We start from the raw sequence: 23,862 nt of genomic DNA, 5'->3' as shown, positions 1-23,862 counted from the left end.
CCGATGAGTGGAAACCGAGATTTCCAGCCTTCGGACATGTTCGACAAGACCGCTTGGAAAATGTTCTGGCGAATTGTCGAGAACTGCCCGGTGGCCGTATTCGCCACCGACGCGGTCGGCCGCCATCTCTTTGTGAACCGGCCGTGGTCCGAACTGACCGGGCTTCCCCGTGACGAGGCGGTCGGCTGGGGATGGGACCGGGTCGTCCATCCCGACGACGTCGCCACCGTGGGCAACCACTGGCGGCGCCTGGTCACGCATGGCGACGGATTCGCCGTACAGGTCCGGCTGGTGCTACCTGGCGGCGCGGCCCGGCGGGCGATCATCCAGACGGTGGCGACGTCCGCCGGCGACGGGCGGCGCCGCTTCGTCGGTACGCTCACGCCTGCCCCGATCGGCGCACCCACCGCCGGGGACGCCGCCAGCCGCGACATCCCCGACCTGGACCTCCCGGCACACCCCGACAGCCACACGCATCCGCAAGGCCAGGCCGGGCGCCCGGGCGCCGACGACGCCGAACACGCCGGCGCGCCCCTCGCGTCCGAGGAGGCGGCACTTGATTTCACCGCCTTCGACGCGGACTTCCTCGACGAGCAGCTGCTGGGTCACGAGCTGTTCGGCCGGGAGGATGTCGGAGCGGAGGAGATCGGACCGGAGGGCATCCTGCCGGGCGGGCCCGACCGATACGGGCTGTTCGACGGGCTGGGCGGCTACGACCCGTTCGACGACGCCGCCCGTGCCTTCCGCGAGTCCGCCGACGACCCGTTGCGCTGGACCGACGCGCCGGCAGGCCCCGGCGATCCGGAAAGTCCGGATCACGTCGCCGGAGCAGACCGGTCCGCGGACCGCTCGGCCGATCCCACGTCGGCCCCCGACGGCCCGGTGCTCGGACATCCCGCGGGAACCGGGTACCCCCTGGCCGGGCCCCCGCCGCGGTGGCCCGAAGCGGACGACGCCGTGACGAGGCGCTGGACGGTCCCGCTGCCCCGCCGGCCGGTCCCCGGGGAGCCCACGCCCGGCCGGTCGGCCCCCCGGGAGACCCCGGAGGAGCGATCCGCGAGCTACCCGCGCGGCGCGCTCCCCCCCGGCGCCGAGTGGCGCGCCGCGGTCGTCCTGCATCGCGACGAGGATGGCGACCTGCATCCGCGCCCCGCGCACGCCGACGGCGGCCACCCGGCCGAGGGGTGCGGCTGCCTGTTCGCCGAGATGCGCCGGATCGAGGAGGCCTGCCGCGACCGGGAGCGCTGGTTGACGACCCTGCTCGCCGAGCTCACGACCGCGGTCCTCATCGCCGATCGCGACGGCAGCGTCGTCGCCGTCAACCAGATGTACTGCGACCTGTTCGACCTGGCGGACTCGCCCGTCGACGTGGTCGGCACGGACTGCCGCCGGCATCTGCGGCCGCGGGCCGGGCTCGTCGACGACCCCTCCGGCTTCGCCGCCCGCCTGGACACCTTGCTGCGCCGGCGCCGGACACTGCGACGCGAGCCGGTCATGTTCGCCGACGGCCGGGTCTTCGAACGCAGCCACATCGCGCTGGCCGCGGCGGACGGCTACCGCGGCCACCTGTGGCTCTACAGCGACGTCACCGACCGCCGGATCCTCGAGGCCGAGATCGAGGGACTCATCTCCGGGCTGTGAGCCGCGGACCGGGCGTTGCCGTGCCCTGGCGACGCCCGGCCGGCCACGGGCGTGACGCCGGCCGTCCAATCGGGCGACGCGGCGGGGTTACCTCGATGCCGCGATGCTCGGGGTGCCACCGGTCGACGCACCCAGGCCTCGGCACGATCTGGCCCTGTTCTGGCCGGAACCGGGCCGGAACCGGGCCGCCCTGGGGCGGACGTGGTCGTCTCTAGAAGACGCCGCCGTAGTGGCGCACCTGGAGATCCTGGGCCTGGCCCACCCAGTCGTCGGAGATGATCCGATCGCCGAAACCGTCGAGCTTGTGGGCCAGCCGGTCGACGTCGGTGTCGCCCATCTCGGCGAGCTGGCTGAAGGTCGTTATGCCCAGCGTCCGCAACCGCGATTCGATCACCGGGCCGATGCCGACGATCTCCTTGAGGTTGTCGCCGACGGCGCCGCCCGGATCGAGCAGTCCGTTCCAGCGCGGCGCGGCCTCCTGGACGACCCGACCGCCCGCGGCCTGCTCGCCCGTGGCGCCCGACCGCACCCCCGGCGCGGTGACAGACCCGCTGCCCGTCGGAGCCGGAACCCCGGCCACCGCCGCCGGTCGCTCCTTGGTGACACCGGAGGTCCGGGCCCTCATGCCCGCCACACCCAGCGCGCCCGCGCGAACCGGTTCGCTCCCGGCGGGCGCAGCCGTCCCGGACTCGACCGAAGCCGCCGCGGCGAGGGCGGCGCCGTCCGAGTGCGGTCGCACCGACTCGTCGAGCCGCGCGGACTCCTCGCCCACGGCCGGCTCGTCCTCGCGTCCCGGCCCCGCGACCCCCGGCGACACGACCGCGTCTACCGACTCGGCACCATCGACCGGCTCAGCGCGATCGACCGGCTCAGCGCGATCGACCGGCTCTGGCGTGCCGCCCGGCTCGGCAACGTCGACCGGCTCGTCGGCGTCTACCGGCTCGGCGACTTCCGCCGGCTCTGCGACTTCCGCCGGCTCTGCGGCGAAGAGAGGAACGGCGGCCCGGGTCGAGCGGACGGCGCGCGCCGAGGCCAGCGCCTTCGCCGTACCGACAAGCTCGGCGTACTCGACGGCGGCGGAGGCAGGCTCCGCCACCGGGTTGGCGGCGGAGGCGGCCTCGGTGCCGCGTTCCAGGGAGGCCTCGGTCCGTTCGATCCGGCCCAGCAGGCTGAGGCGCTCGGCCGCCCATTCGGCCTGGTGGCGGTCAAGCCGGGTGGTCATGGTCGCGACGAGACGCTGGGCGTCCTCCGCCTCGGTCCGCGCCATCGCCAGCCGGGAGGAGAACTTCGCGGCCCGGCCCTCCGCCTCGACAAGCTGCTGGCGCAGCAGCTCCGCCTCGCGCGCCAGCTCCGCGACGGTGAGCCCGGTGTCGGCCGCGGTGGTGTCGGGGCCGGTCGGGGACGGGGCGTCCACCGCCCGCGTGCCGCCGCCGGCGGCACTCGTCGCGGCCTCGACCCTGGCGCGCAGCGTGGATTCGATCTCCTCGACCCGGGCGCTCGCCGTCATGGCATGCCGCTCCGCGGCCCCGATCCGCTGCTCCGATTCTGCCGCCCGCTGTTCGGCCACGGCGAGCCGGGCCGTGAGGTCGGCCTTCTCCAGGGCGGCGTCGTCCCGCTGGCGGCGCAGCAGGGCGACGAGCTCGGCGACGGGTTCCCCGACGCGCACGGCGTTGATCGGCAACGGGATCGGCCCGGTGGTGGCGAGTTCCGCTCCCACCGTGTCGGGCACGAAGGCACGGGAGTCCGCGTCCTGCCCGAGCCGGTCGCCGACGGTCGCCGGCGCTCCCGCACGCTCGCTGGACCCGGCAGACTCCGGGACGCGCCCGGAGTCGCCCCCGACCGCGATCTCGCCGCCGAGCTCCCTGGGGTAAGGCTCCCCGGGGCTCGGCAGGAGCGCGAGCGCCGTCCCAGCACGATCGGCCGACCGCGGGTCGGTCTCCCGGGCGTCGGTCTCCCGAGCCTCGATCCCCCAGGCCTCGGTCCGCCCGGCGTCGGTCCCATCGGCCTCGACGGCGTCGGCCTCGACGGCGTCGGCGGCGGGCGCCGGCTCGGCGCCGTCGACCGTCGGATCCGGCTGGGCATCGCGGGTCTGGCGCACCTGCCGGCGCAGCGGGGCGATCAGGAACACCCACGCCAGCGCGGCGCCGATGACCATCGCCACCAGCACATACGCCAGGATCTGCCCGGCGAGGTACAGCATCGGCTGCCAGCCTCCTTACGCGGTGGATTACCGAGATCCACGCCCGCCCGGGCCGGCATCCCGGCACGACAGGTGGTGGGAGAAAAACGGACGATCGATGCCAACCGGGCGGCAACCCGGCCGGCGCCTCCCGGCCTGCCTACGCATTATTCGCAACACACGACAGCGGCTGTACCCCGGGGAGGCACAACCGTTGGCCATCTGGACCGGTTTGCGTGGAGAAAAGCGGGCCATCGACGCCGGTCGACGAGGCAGACCACCGCGACGGAACCGGATGGCCACCGCAAACGCCGTCCGACGCCAACATTTCACGCCGGGTGAGCACCGGTCCAGGCATCGCACCCCAACGAACCATCAATGGGTGTGGTCTGCCTCGCACCGAACGCCGGGCAGCGCGCCGAACCGTCGTCCAGGCGCCCGGCCGGCCCGCCGACGACGAGGGCGGCCGGGCTCACAGCAGGTCGGGCAGCTCCTGCGGAGCGAACCAGAGCAGTTCGAAGCCCTCGACGCTGTCGACGGTGAAGGCCGCGTCCTCGCCGCCGAGGTCGGCCTCGACGATGTGGTCCGCCGCCTCGGCCACCGCGTCGAGGACCTCGTCGTCGTCGCCGTCGTCGACGTGGATCGCTCCCACGGCCGACCAGGGCACCGGGAAGTCGACCTCGACGGCGCCTCGTTCAAGGTCGTCCCGGACCCGGACGTCGCCGTCGGCCAGGTCCGCGACGAAGACCAGGCGCCGCCGTGGGGCCGCCGGGTCGGCGTCGAGCAGGCGCAGGCTGGCGCGTGCCGCGTCGTGCAGCACCGCGTACTCCAGCTCCTCCTCGGATTCCGACTGGGCGTACCACTCTCGCAGCGCCGGCGTGACCGCAAAGCCCGTCCCGGCCGGCACCTGCCCGGACTCCCACACCGATCGCGCGGCGTTGAGCGTGGACGGCAGGTAGATGCGCACCCTGCCAGTCTCGCAACCGGCCGCGCCGGACGACCAACGAGGGTCCCACCCGACGGGCACCACGGGCACGGCCTCGACCGCGCCCTCCGAGCGCGGCGGGCGGAAACGGGCCGATGCCATGCGTGGATCCGCCCGGTCAGCCGGCCAGGTCCAGGCCGAGCCGGCCCTTCGGCGGACCGGCGCCCTCGCCGGTGCCGGCGCCCCCCTCGACGCCGGCACCGCCGCGGGTGCCGGTCCTGGCCCTGGACGTGGCAGTGGTGGCCGCGGCGGCGACCGCACGGTCGGCGGAGGTCGCGCGGGCACCGGTGGCGACAGCGGCGTCAGCGGCGCGGGCCGGCCGGGGTCGGGGGCGCGAGCGGGCACTCGCGCGCAGGGCCGCGCGCGTGGTTCGCAGGCTGGTCTCGAACACCTCCGCGCGGCGGGTCAGGTCCATCAGGTTGCCGCCCATCACCGCGAGGTCCTCCGGTCCGGGAGACAGCACCGTCACCCGGGTGCCCGCGGCCTCGACCAGCTCGACCTCCCGCAGCAACCGGCGGGTCGCGGCACGCCGGACCTGCCGTTCGACCATGGCCACCGCGCCACGGGGGCGGTCGCTGGCCAACGAGCAGGCCGGCGCGAGCACGAGCACCTCCTCGAGCCCGGCGTCGGCGAGCAGGTCGACCGACGTGGGCGAGCGGGTCCCGCCGTCGACGAAGCGCTGGCCGCCCGACTCGATCGGGGCGTACCAGCCGGGGATCGCGCAGGACGCCATGACCGCCTCGGGCAACGTCACCCGGGGTGCGTCGGGCGAGCCGAACAGCACCCGGTGACCGGTGTCGAAGTTCATCGCGACGACCCGCAGGATCGGCGGGGCGGGCCATTCGGCGAGGTCAAGTCCCTGGCGGTCCATCGCGGCGGAGACCAGGTCGCCCACCGCGGAGATCTTCCCGCGGCCCTGCGGCAGGATCGCCGCGAGGGTGACCATCGGTGAGGCGTGCCGGGGGTGCAGCGCGCTGGCCGTGAGCAGCCGGGGCGAGCCCATCCGCATCCGGGGCCGCGGAGGCAGGGAGGCGCCGAGGTCTCGGTAGTCGAGGACGGGGTCGCCCACCTCGTAGAGACCGCGTTCGGAGTTGGCCATCACGTCGATGCCGACGCCGAGGCTGAGCAGGGCCGCGACGACGGAGCCGGCCGAGGTGCCGACCACCAGGTCGCTACTGCCCAGGTCGCGGCCCGTCTCGGTCTCGACGGCCCGCATGGCGCCGATCATCCAGGCGGAGCCGAGGACTCCGCCCGCCCCGAGGACCAAACCCCTGCGCGGGGCCCGCCTTCTGGTCATTTGTCCACCTCCCGGCGCGGCGGTCGGGAGGGGATGCGCCCTGCGCGGGGCACCTGCCGCCCCGGTCCGCCCGCTGCCATGTGGGCCGCCCGGTCGCACCTGGACCGGGTTGCCGTCAGCGGCGGTTGCGCCGCGTGGGGCCTCCCGGGGATGGGGCCAGTCACAGTCCACGGTCCGCGTCGACCGTTTGTCACCTGCGGCGCATGACGCGCCCGGACGGGCCACCGGACGACGCCGGTGGTTCCGCACCGCCTACTCCGGCGGTTCCTCGCTCTCCTCGGGAAAGGTCGTCTCCAGGACGCCCCAGTTGCGCAGGCGCTCGGCGAACTCCTGCGGCGTGGTGTCGTGCAGCAGGGCGAGTGCACGCACATCGCCGTCGCGGATGGACAGCACGTGCCCGGCGTAGTCGTCGCGCTGGCGCTGGATCTGCGCCACCCACCGCCGGACGAGCGCGGAGGTGTCGGGCGGCGCCTCGCTGAGCTTCTCCAGGTTCAGGACCGTGCGCGGACGACGCTCACGCGGGGGAAGCTGGTCCTCGCTGGGCAGCAGCGCCGACACCGGCACGCCGTAGAACCCGGCGAGCTCGGAGAGCTGGTGAACGCTGATCATGCGGTCCCCGCGCTCATAGGAGCCGACGGCGGCGGTCTTCCAGCGGCCCCGCGACTTCTGCTCGACCCCCTGGAGCGACAGCCCCTGCTGTATCCGTATCGCCCGCAGGCGGGCGCCCACCGCCTTCGCGTACTCCCGGCTCACCCGACACACCCCCTAGCCGTCTCGCCCGAGCATCCCCGTGCCTCCGGTTCCCCGGACACGGTTGCGGCCGCGCTCCGGATGGCACCTTCGAGGCCTGCTCAACACTAACGTAACGTTGCCGAAAGGGGACCCTCACGCAGACATACATTGCATCACGCTATGCAGCATAACTGCGTCGTTCTTTTGGTTCTTACTTCACAGCGCATCATACTGATGCCTTTTCGTGGCCGATCTGCTGCCACTAGAAGCATTGAGTAAGATCCCCTTCACTTCTTGACCAGAACCGTTCCACACAGCGATGCCCACGAATCGCTCGCTGTAACCACGCCCGCTACACATTCATGACGAGACGAATACTTTATGTCACGGTTATGCCGAGGGCGTAACGGTGCGTTGCCACAGTCCGGTCCAGCCGGCCACGCTCATCGGCACCCAAGGCACCCACCGGCACTCACTGGCACTCACTGGCACTCACCGGCCGACGATCACCTAGCGCGGCTGGCGCCGGAACCCGCTGCGGCGCCGACGGCCGACCGCGGGCCGCCCGGCCAGCCGGGCGGCCAGATCCCGGATCGCCAGCCGGGCCGGGGAGGTGGGGGCGATGTCCCGCAGGAGCTGACCGGCGACCTGTGCCGCGTCCAGCCCGGCGAGGTCATAGGGCACGAGCGCGACCGGCTCGGTTCCGGTGTGGCGCAGGATCGCCCGGCCGACCTCCCGGGAGGGGTCGCCGCCGACGACCGAGGCCCGCAGCCGGTTGACCACCACGAGCGGATCGGCCGCCGGGACCGTCTCCCGCAGATCGGCCAGTCCGCGGACGAACCGGACCAGACCGACCGGCTCCGCCGAAGCGACCGCGAGGACGATGTCGGCCGCCTCGAGCACAGCGAGCGTCGCGCCGTTGCGCCGCGGCGCCGCGGTGTCGAACGACAACTCCTCGTCCGTCTCCAGGCAGAAGCCGCAGTCCACCACCACGTAGGACGCCAGCCGCCGGGACATCGACAGCACCGTCTCGATGGACGCCGGACGCAGCTCGGGCCACCGCGACGGCCGGGAGATGCCGGGCAGCACCCGCAGGCCCTCGCCCAGATCCCGGCACAGCACCGCCAGTCGCGGCACGTCGAGCAGGCCCTGGTTGGCGGACCGAGCCGCGGCGGCCAGGCCCGGCGCCTCCTCCAGCAGGCCGACGAGCTGGCCGATCGCCCCGCCATAGGAGTCGGCGTCCACCAGCAGCGTCGAGGCTCCCAGTGCCGCGATCTCGGCGGCGAGGCACAGCGCGATCGTCGTGCGCCCCGGCGCTCCGGCCGGCCCCCAGACCGCGATCACCCGGCCGTCACCGGCCTCGGCGAGGCCGAGGCCGTCGGTGCCGGTGCCGGCCGGGGCGAGCTGCCCGAAGCCCAGCATCGGCTCGCTGTAGGAGGAGGCTGCGGGCCAGGCCGCCGGGGCGGCGGCGTGGGACGCCAGGGCTCGGGAGGCCTCGACGACGGCGCCGGCGACCACCTCGGCGGTGGCGTCGGCGGGGATGACCGCGGCGACGCCGAGCTGGCGCAGACGGCGGTCCGCATCCTCGTCCCCCGGCGCGATCAGGCCGACCACCGCGATGCCCGCCATGGCCAGCCGGGTCAGCGCATCGCGGTCCAGCCGGCGCAGATCGGCCGACAGCAGCGCCGCACGCGCCGCTCCGGTCGTCGCCGCGGCGAGCAGGTCCGGCAGGTCGACGCAGCGGCGGACGACGGTGACGCCGAGATCGCGGCGATCGAAGGCCGAGACCAGGCCGGCCTCGACCTCGGAGTCGGTCACCGCGGTCAGGATCGGCAGACTCACCGGCCGTACCCCGCCACGGAGGTCGGTCCGGTCGAGCCGACGCCGCCGCGGGAGTCCCGTTCGAGCTTCACGACGTCGACCCGCTCGCTCTGGGACGCCGCGACGGCCTGGATCGCATTGTCAATCGGCACGCGCAACGTCAGCGACCGGTCACCGCTGGCCAGCTTCTCCAGCCCGACGAACTCGACGTCGTGCAGGACCAGCGACTCGGCGCCGGCCCCCACGGCCGGCGCCGGCTGGTTCGTGCGATCGCCGGTCTGGTCGCCGGTCTGGTCGCCGGAGCCGGTGGCCGCCGCGGACCCGGCGGAGAACACGTACACGTCGACGTGGTCGCCGGGCTCGAGGGCGGGCAGCCGGCCCGCCTTGACGATGACAGGGACCAGCCTGGTGGACTGCGTGTTCCGCCCGGCGAAGTCGGCCCCGCTGACCAGCTCCCCGGCGTCGACGGGCCGGGCGAGGGTGGCACCGGTCAGGTCCCGCAGCCGGCCGCCCGGGTAGTAGCGCCCGGACGTCCGGGCATCGAGCCGAGCGGACACCGTGGTCAGGTCCCCCGCCACGATGACGTGCCCGGCGGGCAGGCTGCCCTTCGCCACCACCCACTGCCGGGTCGCGTCCGCCGACGCGAACAGCCGCGCTCCCACGACGACCGAGACGAGTACGAGCAGCACCCCGACGAGCAGCCGGGAGTCCCGCCAGCGCCGCCGGGTCAGCCGGCGGGCGGGAGGCGAGCCCGGCGGGGGCGCCTCGGAACGGACCGGCGCCGCGGCGAGCTCGGTCACCGGGAGACCTCCCTTTTCTCCTGGCCGGACCATGGGTGCACGTTCACACCTTTCGGTCGCAGAGCGTACGCGGTCGAAGGCCCCGAACCCACCGAAACCGGCGAGGATTCCGCTGCGGAACGCCACCGTCGACGGTCGGTGTCCATCGACCGCCCGCGCGCAGCGACATCCCGGGTGTCCTGAGCTCACCTGTTGGACGCGCAGCCGGCCCGGTGCGATGCGCGCCGGGACGAAGCCACGCGAATTTCGCGTCGCGGGATCCGAGCGCCCCGGCGTACTTCGCCGCTTCGCACCGGTGGCGTCGCAGCTCAGGGGGCCGGCGAGCCCGACGGTCGGCCGGCGACGCCAAGCCCGGGTGGTAGCGGACCAGAACAGCCGCGAGCGAGAGCTTTCGGCGGCGTCCGGGCGCAGTTATCCACAAGCTGAGGCATCTGGAGGCGATGAACAGTGGAATCTCTGATACACACGTGAGGAGAGACATCCGCCCTCAGTAGGAGGACTTTGATGAACGACCGCTTCCTTCAGCTGAGCGACGTGGCGGACATCCTCAACATCTCGTCCAGCCAGACCTACGCCCTCGTCCGCTCGGGCGAGCTTCCCGCCATCAAGATCGGTGGCCGGGGGCAGTGGCGGGTGGAGCGCGCGGAGCTGGAGGCGTACATCCAGCGTGCCTATGAGCAGACCCGGGCCTTCGTCGCGGCCAATCCCATGAGCCGCAACGAGGCCGTGCCGGAGGACTGAGTCCGCTGCCGTGCCGCGCAGCGGACCGCGCACCGGGTCATGCACCGGGTCATGCACCGGGCCGGTCAGGGAACGCGGCGCACGTAGGCGATCGCGTCGAGCGGCATCGTCCACCCCGATCGGACCCGGCCGCGGCGGGCGAACTCGCCCACCGCGTGCTCGGCGACCTCCAGGAAGTCCGCCCCCACCCGGACCGGCGTGCCGTGCAGGCTCGTCCCGTCCACGAACAGCAGCGTGCACACGGAACGGTCCCGGACGAGCCCCCGCAGCACGTACCGCAGGTCCAGCTTCGCGGCCAGCGGCCCCTCGTGCCCCGGCTGGGCGGAGACGACCGGCAGGTTCTCGACCGCGAGCAGCGAGCGCATCGGCACCAGCACCTCCGTCGCGCCGGGCTCCGCGAGCAGGAACCAGTCCATCCCCAGCGCGGACAGCGTGCCGTGCAGCGTCTCCGGCGCCCGTTGCCCGCCCAGCACCCGGCAACGCGCCGGGTGTCCCACGACCGGCCGCAGACGATCGATCAGCCGCAGGTAGGCGGCCTCTCGGCGGCTGCGGTCGGCGAGCTCGGCGGCGAGCTCGGCGGCCTCGTTCGCCTCCCACTGCAGCTCGAGGTCCGCGAACAGGTCCTCCCAACGCATCGGGTCTCCTCCCGTACGGGTACGTTCCGCTGCACACCGGGCGACCCGATCCCTCACGCACGACGCAAGCGGGATTGACAGTGGGACGCCAGAGGTTTACACAACCAAACATAGGCAAACGAAGTCGTTCGACGACATCCGGCAGACAGGAGCAGCGACGATGATCGCGGGAGCGGCTCGGCGGACGCTGGCGCTGTTCGCCGGCGCGGCCGGAGCCGCGGGCACGGCGATCATATTGATCGTCTTCGGCCCCCGGCTCGCGGACCTGCCGGCCGGCGTCGGCGACGTGCCGGACTGGTTCACCGCGGCGCCCGAGCAGGCCCTCGTCACGGTCGTCGGCGCGGTGGCGTGGCTGTGCCTGCTCTGGCTGTGCCTGGGCGTCCTGCTCGGCGTGGCCGCCGCGATCCCGGGCGGCGTCGGCCGGCTCAGCGCGGCGCTGGCCCGCCTGGTCCTGCCCCGCGCAATGCGCCGGATGATCGAACTTGGTCTCGGCGTCACCCTGGTCGCCGGCGTCGCGCCGGTGATGGCGGCGATGCCCGCCGCGGCCGCCGGCGGCCACCCGGCGATCGGGGTCGGCGTCACGGCACCGGCGACCTTCCCCGATCTCGGCCGCCCGGCGGCGATCGGTCTCGCCAGTGCGGCGGCGCCGGCCTCGGGTCACGCGACCGGCCTGCCGGCCCTGGACCGCCCGGCCGCGACGGCGCCCGTCGCGGCCCCGCCCGGCGCCGCCCCGCCCGGCGTGGTCGGCGCCCGATCCGCCGGCTCCGGGCCTCAGGTGCAGGGCGTGGCCTACCACGGCGAGGCGGCCCGTCCGGCGTCGGCCTCGCCCGGCGCGGCCGGGCTGCCCGACCTCGACCGTCCGGCCCCGGACCCGGCCCCGGCCCCGGCCACATCCGAGCTGCCCGATCTCGAGCGCCCCGCCCTCGATCGCCCGTCCCCGGCCACACCCGAGCTGCCCGATCTCGGCCGCCCGACCGCCGCCGCCCCGGACCCCACCCGGGGCACGGACGTCAGCCCGACGATCTCCGTGCCGGGCCTGGGTGAGGCCATCCCCGTCGTCGACCTGCACGCAACCACACCGGCGTCGACCTCCTCGACGCCGCCTCCCTCTCCGGACGCCGCCCACAGCGGCGCTCCGGCGGCCCCTGACCCCGGCCCCCCCGTCCGGCTCACCGCGGCACGCACGTCGGTGAGCTGGCCGGATCTCGAGCGCCCGGCCACCGATCCGCCGCTCACCGCGGCGCCGTCGACGGCACCGACCGGCCCGGCCCCCGCCGGCGGTGCCTCGACGGCGCCCGAGCCACGACCCGCCTCCTCAGCACCGGCACGCGACCCGCTCGTCCCGTCCTCCCATCGCGGAACCGGCGTTCCGGCCAGCCCGTCGGGCACCGGCCAGTCGGCCCGCGCCGGTGAGGCCGAGGAGGTCGTCGTCCTGCGCGGGGACAACCTGTGGACGATCGCCGCCCGTCATCTCGGCCCCACCGCCACGCACGAGCAGATCGCGGCCGAATGGCCCCGCTGGTGGGCCGCGAACTCCGACGTGATCGGCCACGACCCGAACGTGATACTTCCCGGCCAACGACTCAGACCGCCATCCGGGCCCTGACCCCGCCCGCCACCATCGGAGCCTGCCGTGACCGCCACCTGTGCCCTGCCCCTGCCCCGGCGACCACACCACTCGGTCCCCGGCATGCGGCTGCTCCCCGTCGCCCCGAACGAACCCCCCTACGACGACGAGATCGAGCCCGCCGCCGCAGGCGGCCGACCGGCTCACGCTCGGATCCGACCCGCCCGGCGAGCCGGCGGTGCCACCGACCGGTCAGGCCGGCCGGCGCCGGCTCCCGGCGGGAGCGGTCACCGCCGCGGCTCCGGCGGCGGCGGAGGCGGACGTTCAGCCCCTCCCCCCGCAGGCCGGGCCCCCGACCATCCGGACACCGACCATCCGGGCATCGACCGGCCGGACACGGCTGTCCCCGACGCGGCCGTTGATGGCTCGATCGGCCCTCACGGCGCCGAGGAGCGGGCCGGTGGCGGCTCCGCGGGCGTGGACCGCTCGCCCCGGCAGCTCACCGTGCCGGAGCAGGTCTTCACCGAGGCCGGCCCGGCGCAGGGACCGCCCTCGAGCGATCTGCCCGCGACGGGACGCCGGGCGGCTCGCAGCCCGGCGGCCGGCCGGCCGGCCGCGCCCGCGCGGGAGGCCGCGGTGATCGTCGTCCGGGCCATCGTCGAGGCGCTCGGCGGCGTGCGTCCCGTGGCCCACCTCGCCGGATGGACGACGCCCAGACTTCAGCACGATCTCGAGCGCATCGCCGCACAGCTCGGCGACCGCCGCCGCCGCGGCCAGGTGCGCAGTGTGCGGGTGAGCGAACCGCGACCCGGCGTGGCCGAGGTGTCGGCGGTGATCAGCCGCGGCGCGCGGGCGGCGGCGCTGGCACTGCGGATGGAGGCCGCCGGCGGCCGGTGGCGGGTCACGACTCTGCAGGTCGGCTGACCGCGCGGCGACCCGGCGCCGGCTTGTCGGCCGTCGGGCAGCGGGGTTGCCCGCCGTCCGACGGCCGAGACCGAAAGTGCTGGTAGCGCGTTTCCTACTCGGCCTCGGCGTTGCGCCGTGCGGGATCGCCGTGGCACCGCTTGTACTTGCGACCCGAGCCGCACGGGCAGGGCGCGTTGCGAGCGGGGCGGGCGCTCGCCCCCGCCGCCGACCCACCGGCGGGCCCACGGGCCGCTCGAGCCGCACCGCCAGCGACTGGCGACTCGGCACCCGAGTCCAGGATGGTGACTGGTCCGGCGCCGCCGTCGACCGACGGCGCGGTGTAACGGAGCCCGCCGGTCGGACGGCGCGGCTCCAGGCCCTTGACGAAGACCGGCGGCGCGGCAGGCGGCGCCGGCGCGGCCGGGACCTCTGGTGGAGTCCGGCGCGCGGCCGCCCGGTCGTCCTCGGCAGCATCCGGCAGGGCCAGGGGCGCGACCGCGGCGGGCAGGGCGGCGGCTCCCGCGGGGGGCGCCGGAGCGACGGCGACGTTCTCCGCGGGCGCCGCCTCGGTCTCCTGGCCGGCGATCTGGACCTCGACGTTGAACAGGAGGCGGACGGACTCCTCCTTGATGCCCTCCATCATCGTCTGGAACATGTCGAAACCCTCGCGCTGGTACTCCACCAGCGGGTCGCGTTGTCCCATCGCCCGCAGGCCGATGCCCTCCTGCAGGTAGTCCATCTCGTACAGGTGCTCGCGCCACTTGCGGTCCAGCACGGCGAGCACGACTCGCCGCTCCAGCTCACGCATGATCGGCTCGCCGTCTGCACCTTCGCCGAGGTCGAGCTCGCGGCGGTCGTAGGCCTCCTGCGCGTCGGCCTGCACATCCTCCAGCAGGTGATCGGTGGTCAGCCCGTCGCGGTCGTCGGTGTCCGGTGCCTCCACGCCGACCGGGTAGAGCTGGCCGAGCGCGGTCCACAGGGTGTCGAGGTCCCACTCCTCCGGGTAGCCGTCGGCGGTGGCACCGCGCACGTACCCCTCGACGGTGTCGTCGACGAAGTGCCGCACCTGCTCGTGCAGGTCGGCACCGTCGAGGACCTTGCGGCGCTCCTCGTAGATGACGGTGCGCTGCTTGTTCATGACCTCGTCGTACTTGAGGACGTTCTTGCGGATCTCGAAGTTCTGGCCCTCGACCTGGGTCTGAGCCGACCGGATCGCCCGCGTCACGATCTTCGACTCGATCGGGACGTCCTCGGGGATGTTGAGGCGATCCATGATCCCCTCGACGGCGGCCGCGTTGAACAGCCGCATGAGATCGTCGCCCAGGGAGAGGTAGAACCGCGACTCGCCGTGGTCGCCCTGCCGGCCGGCACGACCACGTAGCTGGTTGTCGATGCGCCGGGACTCGTGCCGCTCGGTGCCGAGCACGTAGAGACCGCCGGCCTCGACCACGTCCTCGTGTTCGGTCTTCACCGACTGGCGGGCCTTCTCCAGCGCCTCCTGCCAGGCCGCCTCGTAGTCCTCGGGGGTCTCGATCGGCGAGAGCCCGCGCTGACGCAGCTCGGCCTGGGCGATGAACTCCGGGTTCCCGCCGAGCATGATGTCGGTACCGCGGCCGGCCATGTTCGTCGCCACCGTGACGGCGCCCTTGCGGCCCGCCTCGGCGATGATGGTCGCCTCCCGCTCGTGGTGCTTGGCGTTGAGGACCTCGTGCGGCACGCCCCGCTTGGTGAGCTGCTTGGACAGGTACTCGGACTTCTCCACGCTCGTGGTGCCGACCAGGACCGGCTGGCCCTTCTCGTGCCGCTCGGCGATGTCCTCGACCACGGCGTCGAACTTCGCGATCTCGGTCTTGTAGACGACGTCCGGCTGGTCGTTACGGATCATCGGCTTGTTCGTCGGGATCGGCACCACGCCGAGGGCGTAGATCTGGTGGAACTCGGCCGCCTCGGTCATGGCGGTACCGGTCATTCCGGAAAGCTTGTCGTAGAGCCGGAAGTAGTTCTGCAGGGTGATCGTCGCGAGGGTCTGGTTCTCCTGCTTGATCTCGACCTTTTCCTTGGCCTCGATCGCCTGGTGCATTCCCTCGCTGTAGCGCCGCCCGTGCAGCACCCGACCGGTGAACTCGTCGACGATGAGGACCTCGCCGTCGGTGACGATGTAGTCCTTGTCCCGCTTGTAGAGCTCCTTGGCCTTCAGCGAGTTGTTCAGGTAGCCCACGAGCGGCGTGTTCACCGACTCGTACAGATTCTCGATGCCGAGCTGGTCCTCGACCTTCTCCACGCCGGACTCGGTGATGGCCACCGTCCGCTTGCCCTCTTCGACCTCGTAGTCGACGTCGCGCTCCAGCAGGGGGGCGATCCGGGCAAACTCCGTGTACCAGCGGGTCGGGTTGTCCGCCGGGCCACTGATGATCAACGGCGTGCGGGCCTCGTCGATGAGGATCGAGTCGACCTCGTCGACCACCGCGAAGTTGTGGCCGCGCTGGACCAGCTCGTCGGCGCTCCAGGCCATGTTGTCGCGCAGATAGTCGAACCCGAACTCGTTGTTCGTGCCGTAGGTGATGTCGCAGGCGTACTGGGCGCGACGGACCGGGGGCGGCATCTGCGGGTGGATCACCCCGACGGTGAGGCCGAGGAAACGGTGGACGCGACCCATGTTCTCGGCGTCACGCTGGGCGAGGTAGTCGTTGACCGTGACGATGTGCACGCCCTTGCCCGCCAGGGCGTTCAGGTAGGCGGGCAGGGTGGAGACCAGCGTCTTGCCCTCACCGGTCTTCATCTCGGCGATGTTGCCGAGATGAAGCGCCGCGCCGCCCATGATCTGCACGTCGAAGTGCCGCTGGCCGAGCGTGCGCCGGGCCGCCTCGCGGACGGCGGCGAATGCCTCGGGCAGCAGGTCGTCGAGGGACTCCTTGCCCTCCGCGACGCGCTGGCGGAACTCGTCGGTCATGCCGCGCAGCTCACCGTCGGACAGCCCGGTGAAGTCGTCCTCGATCAGGTTCACCTGCTCGGCGATCGCCTTGAGCTTGCGCAGAATCCGGCCCTCGCCGGCACGCAAGATCTTGTCTAGAACCACGGGCGAAACTCCTCCGGCAGGCATGTCGGCGAGGCACCGACCCCACGATGCTAGCCCCTGGACCGTCCCCCACAACATCCATCCGGACGCGGTTCCTCCAGCCGCGGTCGGCAACGGGCTGTACGAGGTGGGGACGGGTGCCGACGCCCGGGCACGGGGATTGCGTGGACACAAACGAGCAGGACAACGGGGCGATGGCCCGGCGCCCCGCGATGGCGTCATCCACTCCAACGTCCGGGGGCCCCGCGGGGTGCCCGGGCGGGTGGACGGGGGTACGCCGCGTGCCGGCGGTGAACCGGGAGCCGGTAAAAGGAGAGACATGCCGTCTCTCGAACCAGCGGAGATCACCGCCGGCCGCCTGCATCTGCGCCCGTGGCGCCCGTATGACATCGACGCCGTGTACGAGGCCTGCCAGGATCCCGAGATCGGGCGATGGACGCGGGTGCCCACGCCCTACGGACACCAGCACGCAGAGGACTTCGTGGCCAGGCAGGCCCCCGCCGCCTGGGCGAACGGGACCGGCGCGTCGTTCGCAGTCGTCGACGCCACGACCGAGCAGCTGCTCGCCTCTGTCGCCCTGGTGGACATCACCGAGCAGGGCGACGCCGAACTCGGCTACTGGTGCGCGGCGCCGGCCCGCGGGCAGGGCGTGACCTCACAGGCGGTGGCGACCGTGACCCGCTGGGGCTTCGGGGCCCTGGGACTGGACCGGATCGGCTGGCGGGCCCTGGTCGGCAACACCGCGTCCCTCCGGGTGGCCGAGAAATGCGGATTCACGCTGGAAGGGACCCTGCGACACGCCGTGGTGTCAGCCGACGGTCGGCGACTCGACTGCTGGGTCGGCTCGCGACTTGCGGACGACCCGCCGCCGCCCGACGACCCGCGGCGATGACTCAGGTAATCTCGAGTAGTTTCTCCCGAACCGCGTAGACCACCGCTTCCATCCTGGAATGCAACTGCAGCTTCTCCAGAATGTTGCGGATATGGTTCTTCACGGTATTTTCGCTGATGTAGAGCTGCTTGGCGATGTCGCGGTTGTTCATGCCCTTGGCGACGAGGCGAAGCACCTCCATCTCCCGGTCGGTGAGCCGGGGGGTGGGGAGCTGCGGCCGGTCGTCCTTGTTCTTGATCATCGCCGCGAACTCGCTGAGCAGCTTCGACGCCATCGACGGGCTGATCAGACTCTGGCCGCCGTAGACGGCACGAATGTCGGCCGCGACCTCGTCGATGGAGATCTCCTTGAGCAGGTAGCCCATGGCGCCCGCCTTGATCGCGTCGTAGAGGTCGGCCTCCTCGTCACTGATCGTCAACATGACGATCTTCGCGCTTGGTACCGCCTCCTTGATGGCGCTCGTGGCGTCGATGCCGCCGCGGCGCGGCATCCGCACGTCCATGAGCACGATGTCGGGAGCCATCTCCTTCGCCATCGTCACGGCCTCGGACCCGTCCGCGGCCTCCCCGACGACCTCGATGTCGACCTCCTGGCCCAGCACCATCTCCAACCCGCGCCGGAACAGTGCATGGTCGTCGACGATGAGCACCCGGATGGGGTTCGCCTCCGATGGCGTCGGCAGCACCTCCTCAGAGCGCTGCTCCTCCACCGTCATCTGACCTCCTTAGGACCACTTTCACCCCGGTCACGCCACCCCACGCGCCTGCGCGCGGGGTGGCGTGCCGTGCACTCCGACACCCGAGGCAAATGGTCCCACGTCAGTCGGTGGGCGTGACCTGCAGATCGTCTAAAGAGCGGCCGAGCTCGCGAACGCGCCGCGATCCTGCGCGGATCGGTCCACGTCATGGTGCGCGTCCAGCGATGCGGCGGCTACCGCACCAGCCGAACCCGAGAGCCTGATCACGCCGTAGTCGTAGCCGACGCGGCGGTAGACGACGCTGGGCAGGCCGAGGTCGACGTCCAGGAACAGGTAGAAGTCATGGCCGACCAGCTCCATGTTGGACAGGGCGTCCTCGAGCGTCATCGGTTCGGCCTCGTGCGTCTTCTCCCGCACGACCAGCGGCTCCTGCTCCGCCCCCTCGCCCTGGCCGGCAGGGCTGTGGGCTGCGGTGAGCGAGTCCGCGGGGGCGGCGACGACCGGGCGCGCCGCGTTTCCCCCGGACGGTGCCGCCTCGGCGACGGGACGCAGGTCGGCCGGCCGCGTGCCCTCCAGTGGCATCAGGCTCTCCAGTGGCACGGAGGTGATACCGGACTGCTTGGCACCGGCGTGGTTGGCGTGGTGACGGACCCGTCGGTCGGCGGCCCGGCGCAGGCGCTCGGCGAGCTTGCCGGTGGCCAGGTCGAGGGCGGCATAGCAGTCGGCGGCGGCGGCCTCGGCCCGGATCACCGGGCCCCGCGAGTACACGGTGAGCTCAACCCGGTCACAGACGTCGGAGAGCCGGGGGTTGTGCTCCTTCGACAGCTCGACGTCGACGCTGATGATGTTGGAGTCCAGCCGCTCCAACTTGGCGAGCTTGGCCTCGACATGATTGCGGAACCGTTCCGGAACCGCGGTGTGCCTGCCCTTGACCACGATGTCCACGCGATCCACCTCCCGTTCGCCAGTCCCGGCGACGCGACCCGCGCCAGCGGCCGGCCGTGCGCCGGTATGTTGTGGCGTCCTCCGGGACACGCCCGGCCTCGGGCCGAGACGATCCACGGACGCCCTGTCCACGGTTGTCGCACCTTCCCGTCGTGCCGTTTGCGGTCGGTCGCCCGCGTTCGCCTCCTTCCCCACTGCGGCGGGCCTACTCCGCCCGTCAGCCCAGCATCCGCACGACGTGTGCGCTACGCCCGGCAGGCATCAGGGCCCGCCGCCGCCCGTTCGTTCGTCCCTTGCGGGCTGACACGGTCGGTGCGTACCGGCAGTTTCACCCCGGCGGACCGTGGATTGCGGGTAGGGCTGCTCTTCCGCGCGTCGGATCGGTGACGGCGACCACGGCGACGGCGGTGGTCCGCACGCAGGCGGCCCGCAGCGCCCGCACCGCCTCCGCCAGCGTCGCCCCCGTCGTCAGCACGTCGTCGACGACGATGACCCGCGCGCCCGCCGGCAATGGCGCACGTCGGCCCACGCGCGCCGGCTTCGCCAGCTCGAAGGCACCGGCGAGATTCGCTGCCCGCGCCGCGACGCCCAGCCCGGCCTGATCGGCGAGCCGGCGCACCGGCCGCAGGATGGGCGCGACGTGCACCCGGTGACCATGGCGGCGCAGCACGGTGGCCGCCGCGGAGCACAGCACTGCCAGATGGTCGAAGCCGCGCCGACGACGCGCCGCCGCGGTCGACGGCACCGGCACCAGCAGGCACGCCGGCAGCGGCGCCGGCGTCACGGAAGCTTCGGCGGGCGCGCCCGGGGCGGCGGGCAAGGCCCGCGCGATCGCGCGGGCCAGCGCGCCTCCCAGCGGCCGAGCGGCATCCACCCGGCCGCGCTCCTTGTAGGCCAGCAGAAGCGACCGGACCCGGCCGCCGTAGCGAGCCACCGCCAGGCACGGCGGCAGCCCTCGCCGCCGCGGGGTGGCCATGGGACCCGCGGCGGCGAGGAAGGCTGGACCGCGCAGCTCCGCAGCGCACGCCGGGCACACCGACGCCCCCCGACCGCCGCAGCCGGCGCACGCCAGCGGCACGACCAGGTCGGTGAGGATTGCCAGGTTCCGGATGAGCAGGGGCAGCAGGGCGCGGGCCATGGAAGGAAGGATCACCGCCCGCCGAGGCGTTCGCCAGCCCCCACGGACGATCTGTGGACAACGCACCCCCCGAGCTCCGGCCGGGCTGTGGACACACGATGGATGCCTACGGAAGGGCAGTCCGGCCCCACTCCCCCGGGACGAGTAGGGCCTCGGAGGGCGGTGGGACGCCGTCTGAGACGATCGACGCTGGACGGATCATCTCCGTGCAGCGGACCGCGTGCGTACAGCCGGCCGGGAGCACATCCGGGCAGGCGATCCCGGCCATGGCCGGCGAAATCCGCGCGCCAACCTCGGCACACCCCCGCCCCAGGGCACAGAATCCTGGCAACGGGGAACAGCCCCGCGCGGCGACCCGCCGCCGGACAGATACCCCCGACCGCGAGACGGCAGGACCGATGAGCGGCGCCCGGCCCACGTGCGACGCCCGAACGACGAGTGGAGACACACCGATGACCGACGGTCCCGGCTGGGCCGCGCCCGGCACATCGTCGCCTCCGGGCGGCGGTTCCGCCGGGCCGTCGTGGGGCGAGCCGCTGCCCCACGACGGGTGGGGGCATCCCGACCAGCCCGCCGGTCAGCCGCCGGCGCCCGTCGGCGCGCCCCCGCCGGGCGGACCGCCCGGATGGCACGGACCTCCCCAGAGCGGACCGCCCGGGCGCTACGGGCCCCCATCTGGACCGCCCGGACCGCCGGGCCCGTGGCGCTGGGGTGCGGCGGCGCCCAAGCCGGGGATCATCCCGCTGCGTCCGCTGGCCCTCGGCGAAATCCTGGACGGCACCTTCGCCACGATCCGGGCGAATCCGGGCGCGACGATCGGGGTCACCGTCGCGTCCGCGGCCGTCGTAGAGACGATCTCCACAGTGGTGGCGATCACCACGGAGAACGCCTCGACCGCCGTGTCGGCACTGGGCATCCTCGCGACCTTCGCACTCGACCTCGTCCTCGGGCTGTTCCTGTCCGGTGTGCTCAGCGTGGTCGTGAGCGAGGCGACGCTGGGTAGTCGCATCGGCCCGACCGAGGCCGTCAAACGGGTCGCCCCACGTCTCGGCGGCCTGTTCGCCCTCACGGTCGTCGTCACGGCGGCGGTAGCACTGGGGCTGGTCGCCCTGCTGGTCGGCGCGGTCGTCGTGGGCATCTATCTGGGACTGGCGACGCCCGCATACATCCTCGAGGGCGGGGGCGTCCGCCACGCACTGCGCCGCTCTGTGACGATCGTGCGCGGCTCCTGGTGGCGCTGCCTCGGCATCCTGGTGCTCTCGACACTCGTCGCGTTCATGCTCAGCGCGGTGCTCACCATCATCACCGCGGTAATCCTGGGGTCGTCGGACGTGTTCGGCGACTTCCTGGGCGGCGATCTCACGATCACCGGCCACATCGTCCAGGGAATCGGCCAGCTGCTGGCCACGACGATCTCCACGCCGATCGTCTCCGGCACCGTCGTGCTGCTGTACATCGACCTGCGGATTCGGCGGGAGGGGTTGGACGTCACCCTCGCCCAGGCCGCCCGGGCCCGCGGGGCCGGGGTGGGGATGCCCGGATGACGCTGGGCGGCCCGGTCACCCGCGACGGCGCCCGGGAGGAGGCACACCGCGAGCTGTCGGACAGCATCTACGGCAACAGCCGGCCGCACTGGTGGAACCGGCTGCTGAGCTGGATCGGTGATCGGATCGCGGACTTCTTCGACTGGATCCTTCCGCACAGCGGGTCGGGCGGTGGCTCCCGCGGCCTCGGGGTCCTCGCGTTCGTGGTGGTGCTCGTCGTCGGAGCGGTCGCGCTGCGGTGGTGGCTGGGCCCGGTCCGGCGGACCGCGCGGGCGCGGCAGGCGGCCGCGGACGACCTGTCCAGCCCGTTGACCGCCGCGCAGCTGCGGGCCGAGGCCGACCGATACGCAACCGGCGGGGACTACGCGCGGGCGGTTCGCTCCCGGCTGCGGGCGATCGTGCGGATGCTCGAGGAGAAGGGCGTGCTCGACCCACGCCCCGGACGCACCGCCGGGGAGCTCGTCGCCGAGGTCGCCCGGATCACCCCGGCCGCCGATCGCGGGCCGGCCGGGCCGGCCGCCACCGTCCCCGGCATGCCAGCCACCGACCATGATCTGGCCGGCGCGAGCCCGGCCGGGGACGGGCGGGCTGCCCTCGCCGCCGCCGTGGAGGTCTTCAGCGAGATCTGGTACGGCGGCCGCCCGGCCACCGCGGCCGGCTACCAGGTGCTCGTCGACGCGGACAGCGCACTGTCGCGGCTGCGGCGCGGCGCGGGCGGACGGGACGGCGCGGCGGACAGCCTCGCGGTGCCGGCATGACGGCCAACGGCACCCTGACGCCGGGCGACACGAGCCCGGGCGGCACCGGCTCGGGCGGCACCGGCTCGGGCGGCGCCTCGTCGAGCGCTGTGCGCAGCGGCCCCCGCCCGCCGGTGGTGCGCCGCGGGACCCTGGTGACGGCCGTCGTCGGCGCCATCGTGCTCGGCTTCCTCGTGATCACCGCCCTGGCCACCCGCCCTACCGGACGGCAGGCGCTGGATGTGGCCTCGCCCGAGTCCGACGGAACCCGTGCCCTGGCCCAGATCCTGCGCGCCCGCGGCGTGGCGGTGACCGCCGCCGACGCCGTGCCCGCAGTATCGGTCAGCCGTCCGGGCACCCTCGTCGTCGTCCGGCCCGGGCGGCTGACCCACGACGCGCTCACCGACCTGCTCGGCCGCGTCTGGCGGGGCTCCGACGTCGTCCTGGTGGCGCCGGGTGACGCTGTCCTCGACGCCATCGACGTGGGCGTCGTCACGGCCGACCCGCAGCCGGACAGCGGCGAGTCCGGCCCGCGGTGCGCGCTCCCCGAGGCGGCGGTGGCGGGCCGCGTCACGATCGGCACGGGCCGCGCCTTCACCCCGGCGGACGGCGCCGATCTCGGCGACATGCGTCCGACGCTCTGCTACGGCGACCCGCCCGACGCGGCCGAACTCGCGGTGCTCAACCCCGGCCGGACCGAGGCGGCGCCGGCGGCCGGGCGGCTGGTGCTGCTCGGCTCCGCGGACTTCCTCACGAACGGGGAGCTGGACCGGGCGGGCAACGCGGCGCTCGCGCTCGGCCTGCTCGCCCGGCACCCCACGCTGTCCTGGATCACCCCGGCCGCGGACTCCGCCGGCGGGGTCGGCACCCGCGGCGTCGCCGACCTGCTGCCCGCCGGGGTCCGGTGGGCGTGCCTGCAGGCCCTCGTCGTCCTGGTGCTCCTGGCCCTGTGGCGGGGGCGGCGGCTGGGACCGCCGGTGCCCGAGCCGCTGCCCGTGATCGTGCGGGCCGCGGAGACCGTGGAGGGTCGCGGCCGGCTCTACGCCGCCGCCCACGCCCGTGACCGGGCGGCCGACGCCCTGCGGGCCGGCATCCGGGTTCGGCTGGCGGAACGCACGGGGCTGCCCGTACTGGCCGGACCGGGCAGGACAGCCGGACCCGATCCCGTAGCCCTCGTGGCCTCCGTCAGCGAACGCACCGGGCGGTCACCCTCGGAAATCGGATCGCTCCTGTACGGTTCGGGCATGCCGCCGCAGACCACCGGCGCGCCCAGCCCACGTGGGCGGGCCCGGGACCGCTACCAGTCGCGTCATCTCCCGCCGGACGCCGCCGCGCCGACGGGGCCGGCGGCGGCGGTCGACGGGCCCGGCGCCCGGCGCGGCACCGGCGGCGCCGGGCGGCCCGGCGAGCGGGACGCCGCGCTGGTTGCACTGGCCCGCGCGCTCGACGAACTCGACCGACAGGCAGGTGGACGGTGACCTCCCCGAACATCGACGCGGAGCCGACGGCCGCGGGACCGGCCCGGGATG

At 73.6% G+C, this 23,862-nt stretch carries 19 protein-coding genes; 8 read left to right on the top strand and 11 right to left on the bottom strand.

All coding sequences use genetic code 11. From position 1 onward, the window contains the following. The first annotated feature begins 3 nt into the window (after positions 1-3). Complete coding sequence (locus FRAAL_RS05775) at positions 4-1,641, top strand: PAS domain-containing protein (RefSeq protein WP_011602515.1); 1,638 nt, start codon at positions 4-6, stop codon at positions 1,639-1,641. 211 nt (positions 1,642-1,852) lie between these two features. Here FRAAL_RS05775 and FRAAL_RS05770 read toward each other — a convergent pair whose 3' ends face one another. From FRAAL_RS05770 to FRAAL_RS05745, 6 genes are all read right to left on the bottom strand, one after another. Next, the gene (locus FRAAL_RS05770; RefSeq protein WP_011602514.1) at positions 1,853-3,841 is read right to left on the bottom strand and encodes a helix-hairpin-helix domain-containing protein; all 1,989 of its coding nucleotides are present in this window, start codon (positions 3,839-3,841) and stop codon (positions 1,853-1,855) included. Between the two features lie 451 nt (positions 3,842-4,292). Further along, positions 4,293-4,787, bottom strand: coding sequence for a DUF6912 family protein (locus FRAAL_RS05765; RefSeq protein ID WP_011602513.1), 495 nt, complete (start codon positions 4,785-4,787; stop codon positions 4,293-4,295). Positions 4,788-4,923: 136 nt separating this feature from the next. Next, the gene (locus tag FRAAL_RS05760; RefSeq protein WP_041938894.1) at positions 4,924-6,102 is read right to left on the bottom strand and encodes a patatin-like phospholipase family protein; all 1,179 of its coding nucleotides are present in this window, start codon (positions 6,100-6,102) and stop codon (positions 4,924-4,926) included. Positions 6,103-6,354: 252 nt separating this feature from the next. Further along, positions 6,355-6,855, bottom strand: coding sequence for a transcriptional regulator (locus tag FRAAL_RS05755; protein WP_041938893.1), 501 nt, complete (start codon positions 6,853-6,855; stop codon positions 6,355-6,357). Between the two features lie 489 nt (positions 6,856-7,344). Beyond that, a complete protein-coding gene (locus tag FRAAL_RS05750) occupies positions 7,345-8,676 on the bottom strand; it encodes a CpaE/TadZ family protein (RefSeq protein WP_011602510.1) in 1,332 nt (443 codons plus the stop codon). Further along, positions 8,673-9,455 (bottom strand): SAF domain-containing protein, encoded by a 783-nt coding sequence (locus FRAAL_RS05745; RefSeq protein ID WP_011602509.1) that lies wholly within the window; start codon positions 9,453-9,455, stop codon positions 8,673-8,675. Before FRAAL_RS05745 ends, FRAAL_RS05750 begins: the two co-directional genes overlap by 4 nt. Positions 9,456-9,959: 504 nt before the next feature. On the opposite strand from FRAAL_RS05745, the gene FRAAL_RS05740 reads away from it, so the two are divergent. After that, complete coding sequence (locus FRAAL_RS05740) at positions 9,960-10,196, top strand: helix-turn-helix domain-containing protein (protein WP_041938892.1); 237 nt, start codon at positions 9,960-9,962, stop codon at positions 10,194-10,196. Between the two features lie 65 nt (positions 10,197-10,261). Here FRAAL_RS05740 and FRAAL_RS05735 read toward each other — a convergent pair whose 3' ends face one another. Beyond that, positions 10,262-10,831 carry a hypothetical protein gene (locus tag FRAAL_RS05735; RefSeq protein WP_011602507.1) on the bottom strand — a complete coding sequence of 190 codons (570 nt, stop codon included), beginning with the start codon at positions 10,829-10,831 and terminating at the stop codon, positions 10,262-10,264. A gap of 160 nt (positions 10,832-10,991) precedes the next feature. On the opposite strand from FRAAL_RS05735, the gene FRAAL_RS05730 reads away from it, so the two are divergent. Further along, positions 10,992-12,437: a LysM peptidoglycan-binding domain-containing protein gene (locus FRAAL_RS05730; protein ID WP_011602506.1), complete on the top strand. Its 1,446-nt coding sequence runs from the start codon at positions 10,992-10,994 to the stop codon at positions 12,435-12,437. Positions 12,438-12,464: 27 nt separating this feature from the next. Beyond that, positions 12,465-13,322 carry an Rv3235 family protein gene (locus tag FRAAL_RS05725; RefSeq protein WP_011602505.1) on the top strand — a complete coding sequence of 286 codons (858 nt, stop codon included), beginning with the start codon at positions 12,465-12,467 and terminating at the stop codon, positions 13,320-13,322. Between the two features lie 94 nt (positions 13,323-13,416). Here FRAAL_RS05725 and secA read toward each other — a convergent pair whose 3' ends face one another. After that, entirely contained in the window at positions 13,417-16,380 is a 2,964-nt protein-coding gene (secA, locus tag FRAAL_RS05720; RefSeq protein ID WP_011602504.1) for a preprotein translocase subunit SecA, read from the bottom strand. A gap of 319 nt (positions 16,381-16,699) precedes the next feature. Here secA and FRAAL_RS05715 point away from each other — a divergent pair, with 319 nt between their 5' ends. Further along, positions 16,700-17,272, top strand: a complete 573-nt coding sequence (locus FRAAL_RS05715; protein ID WP_011602503.1) for a GNAT family N-acetyltransferase — start codon at positions 16,700-16,702, stop codon at positions 17,270-17,272. A 1-nt stretch (position 17,273) separates the two neighbouring features. On the opposite strand, the gene FRAAL_RS05710 is transcribed toward FRAAL_RS05715, so the two are convergent. The 3 genes from FRAAL_RS05710 to FRAAL_RS05700 all read right to left on the bottom strand — a co-directional run bounded on the left by FRAAL_RS05710 (position 17,274) and on the right by FRAAL_RS05700 (position 20,052). After that, positions 17,274-17,987, bottom strand: coding sequence for a response regulator (locus FRAAL_RS05710; protein WP_009740324.1), 714 nt, complete (start codon positions 17,985-17,987; stop codon positions 17,274-17,276). A gap of 132 nt (positions 17,988-18,119) precedes the next feature. Beyond that, a complete protein-coding gene (gene hpf / locus FRAAL_RS05705; RefSeq protein ID WP_041938891.1) occupies positions 18,120-18,914 on the bottom strand; it encodes a ribosome hibernation-promoting factor, HPF/YfiA family in 795 nt (264 codons plus the stop codon). A gap of 328 nt (positions 18,915-19,242) precedes the next feature. After that, positions 19,243-20,052, bottom strand: coding sequence for a ComF family protein (locus FRAAL_RS05700; protein WP_050997018.1), 810 nt, complete (start codon positions 20,050-20,052; stop codon positions 19,243-19,245). A gap of 452 nt (positions 20,053-20,504) precedes the next feature. On the opposite strand from FRAAL_RS05700, the gene FRAAL_RS05695 reads away from it, so the two are divergent. The 3 genes from FRAAL_RS05695 to FRAAL_RS05685 are packed head-to-tail and all read left to right on the top strand — an operon-like array spanning position 20,505 to position 23,811. Beyond that, entirely contained in the window at positions 20,505-21,596 is a 1,092-nt protein-coding gene (locus FRAAL_RS05695; RefSeq protein WP_011602500.1) for a hypothetical protein, read from the top strand. Further along, complete coding sequence (locus tag FRAAL_RS05690) at positions 21,593-22,354, top strand: DUF4129 domain-containing protein (RefSeq protein ID WP_011602499.1); 762 nt, start codon at positions 21,593-21,595, stop codon at positions 22,352-22,354. Before FRAAL_RS05695 ends, FRAAL_RS05690 begins: the two co-directional genes overlap by 4 nt. Beyond that, the gene (locus tag FRAAL_RS05685; RefSeq protein ID WP_011602498.1) at positions 22,351-23,811 is read left to right on the top strand and encodes a DUF4350 domain-containing protein; all 1,461 of its coding nucleotides are present in this window, start codon (positions 22,351-22,353) and stop codon (positions 23,809-23,811) included. The genes FRAAL_RS05690 and FRAAL_RS05685 overlap by 4 nt, the downstream gene beginning before the upstream one ends. The last annotated feature ends 51 nt before the right edge of the window (positions 23,812-23,862 follow it).

The sequence above is a fragment of the Frankia alni ACN14a genome (assembly GCF_000058485.1).
Classification (GTDB): domain Bacteria; phylum Actinomycetota; class Actinomycetes; order Frankiales; family Frankiaceae; genus Frankia; species Frankia alni.
The sequence above is the reverse complement of the archived record's forward strand: the minus strand, read 5'-3'. Positions and strand labels throughout refer to the sequence as shown.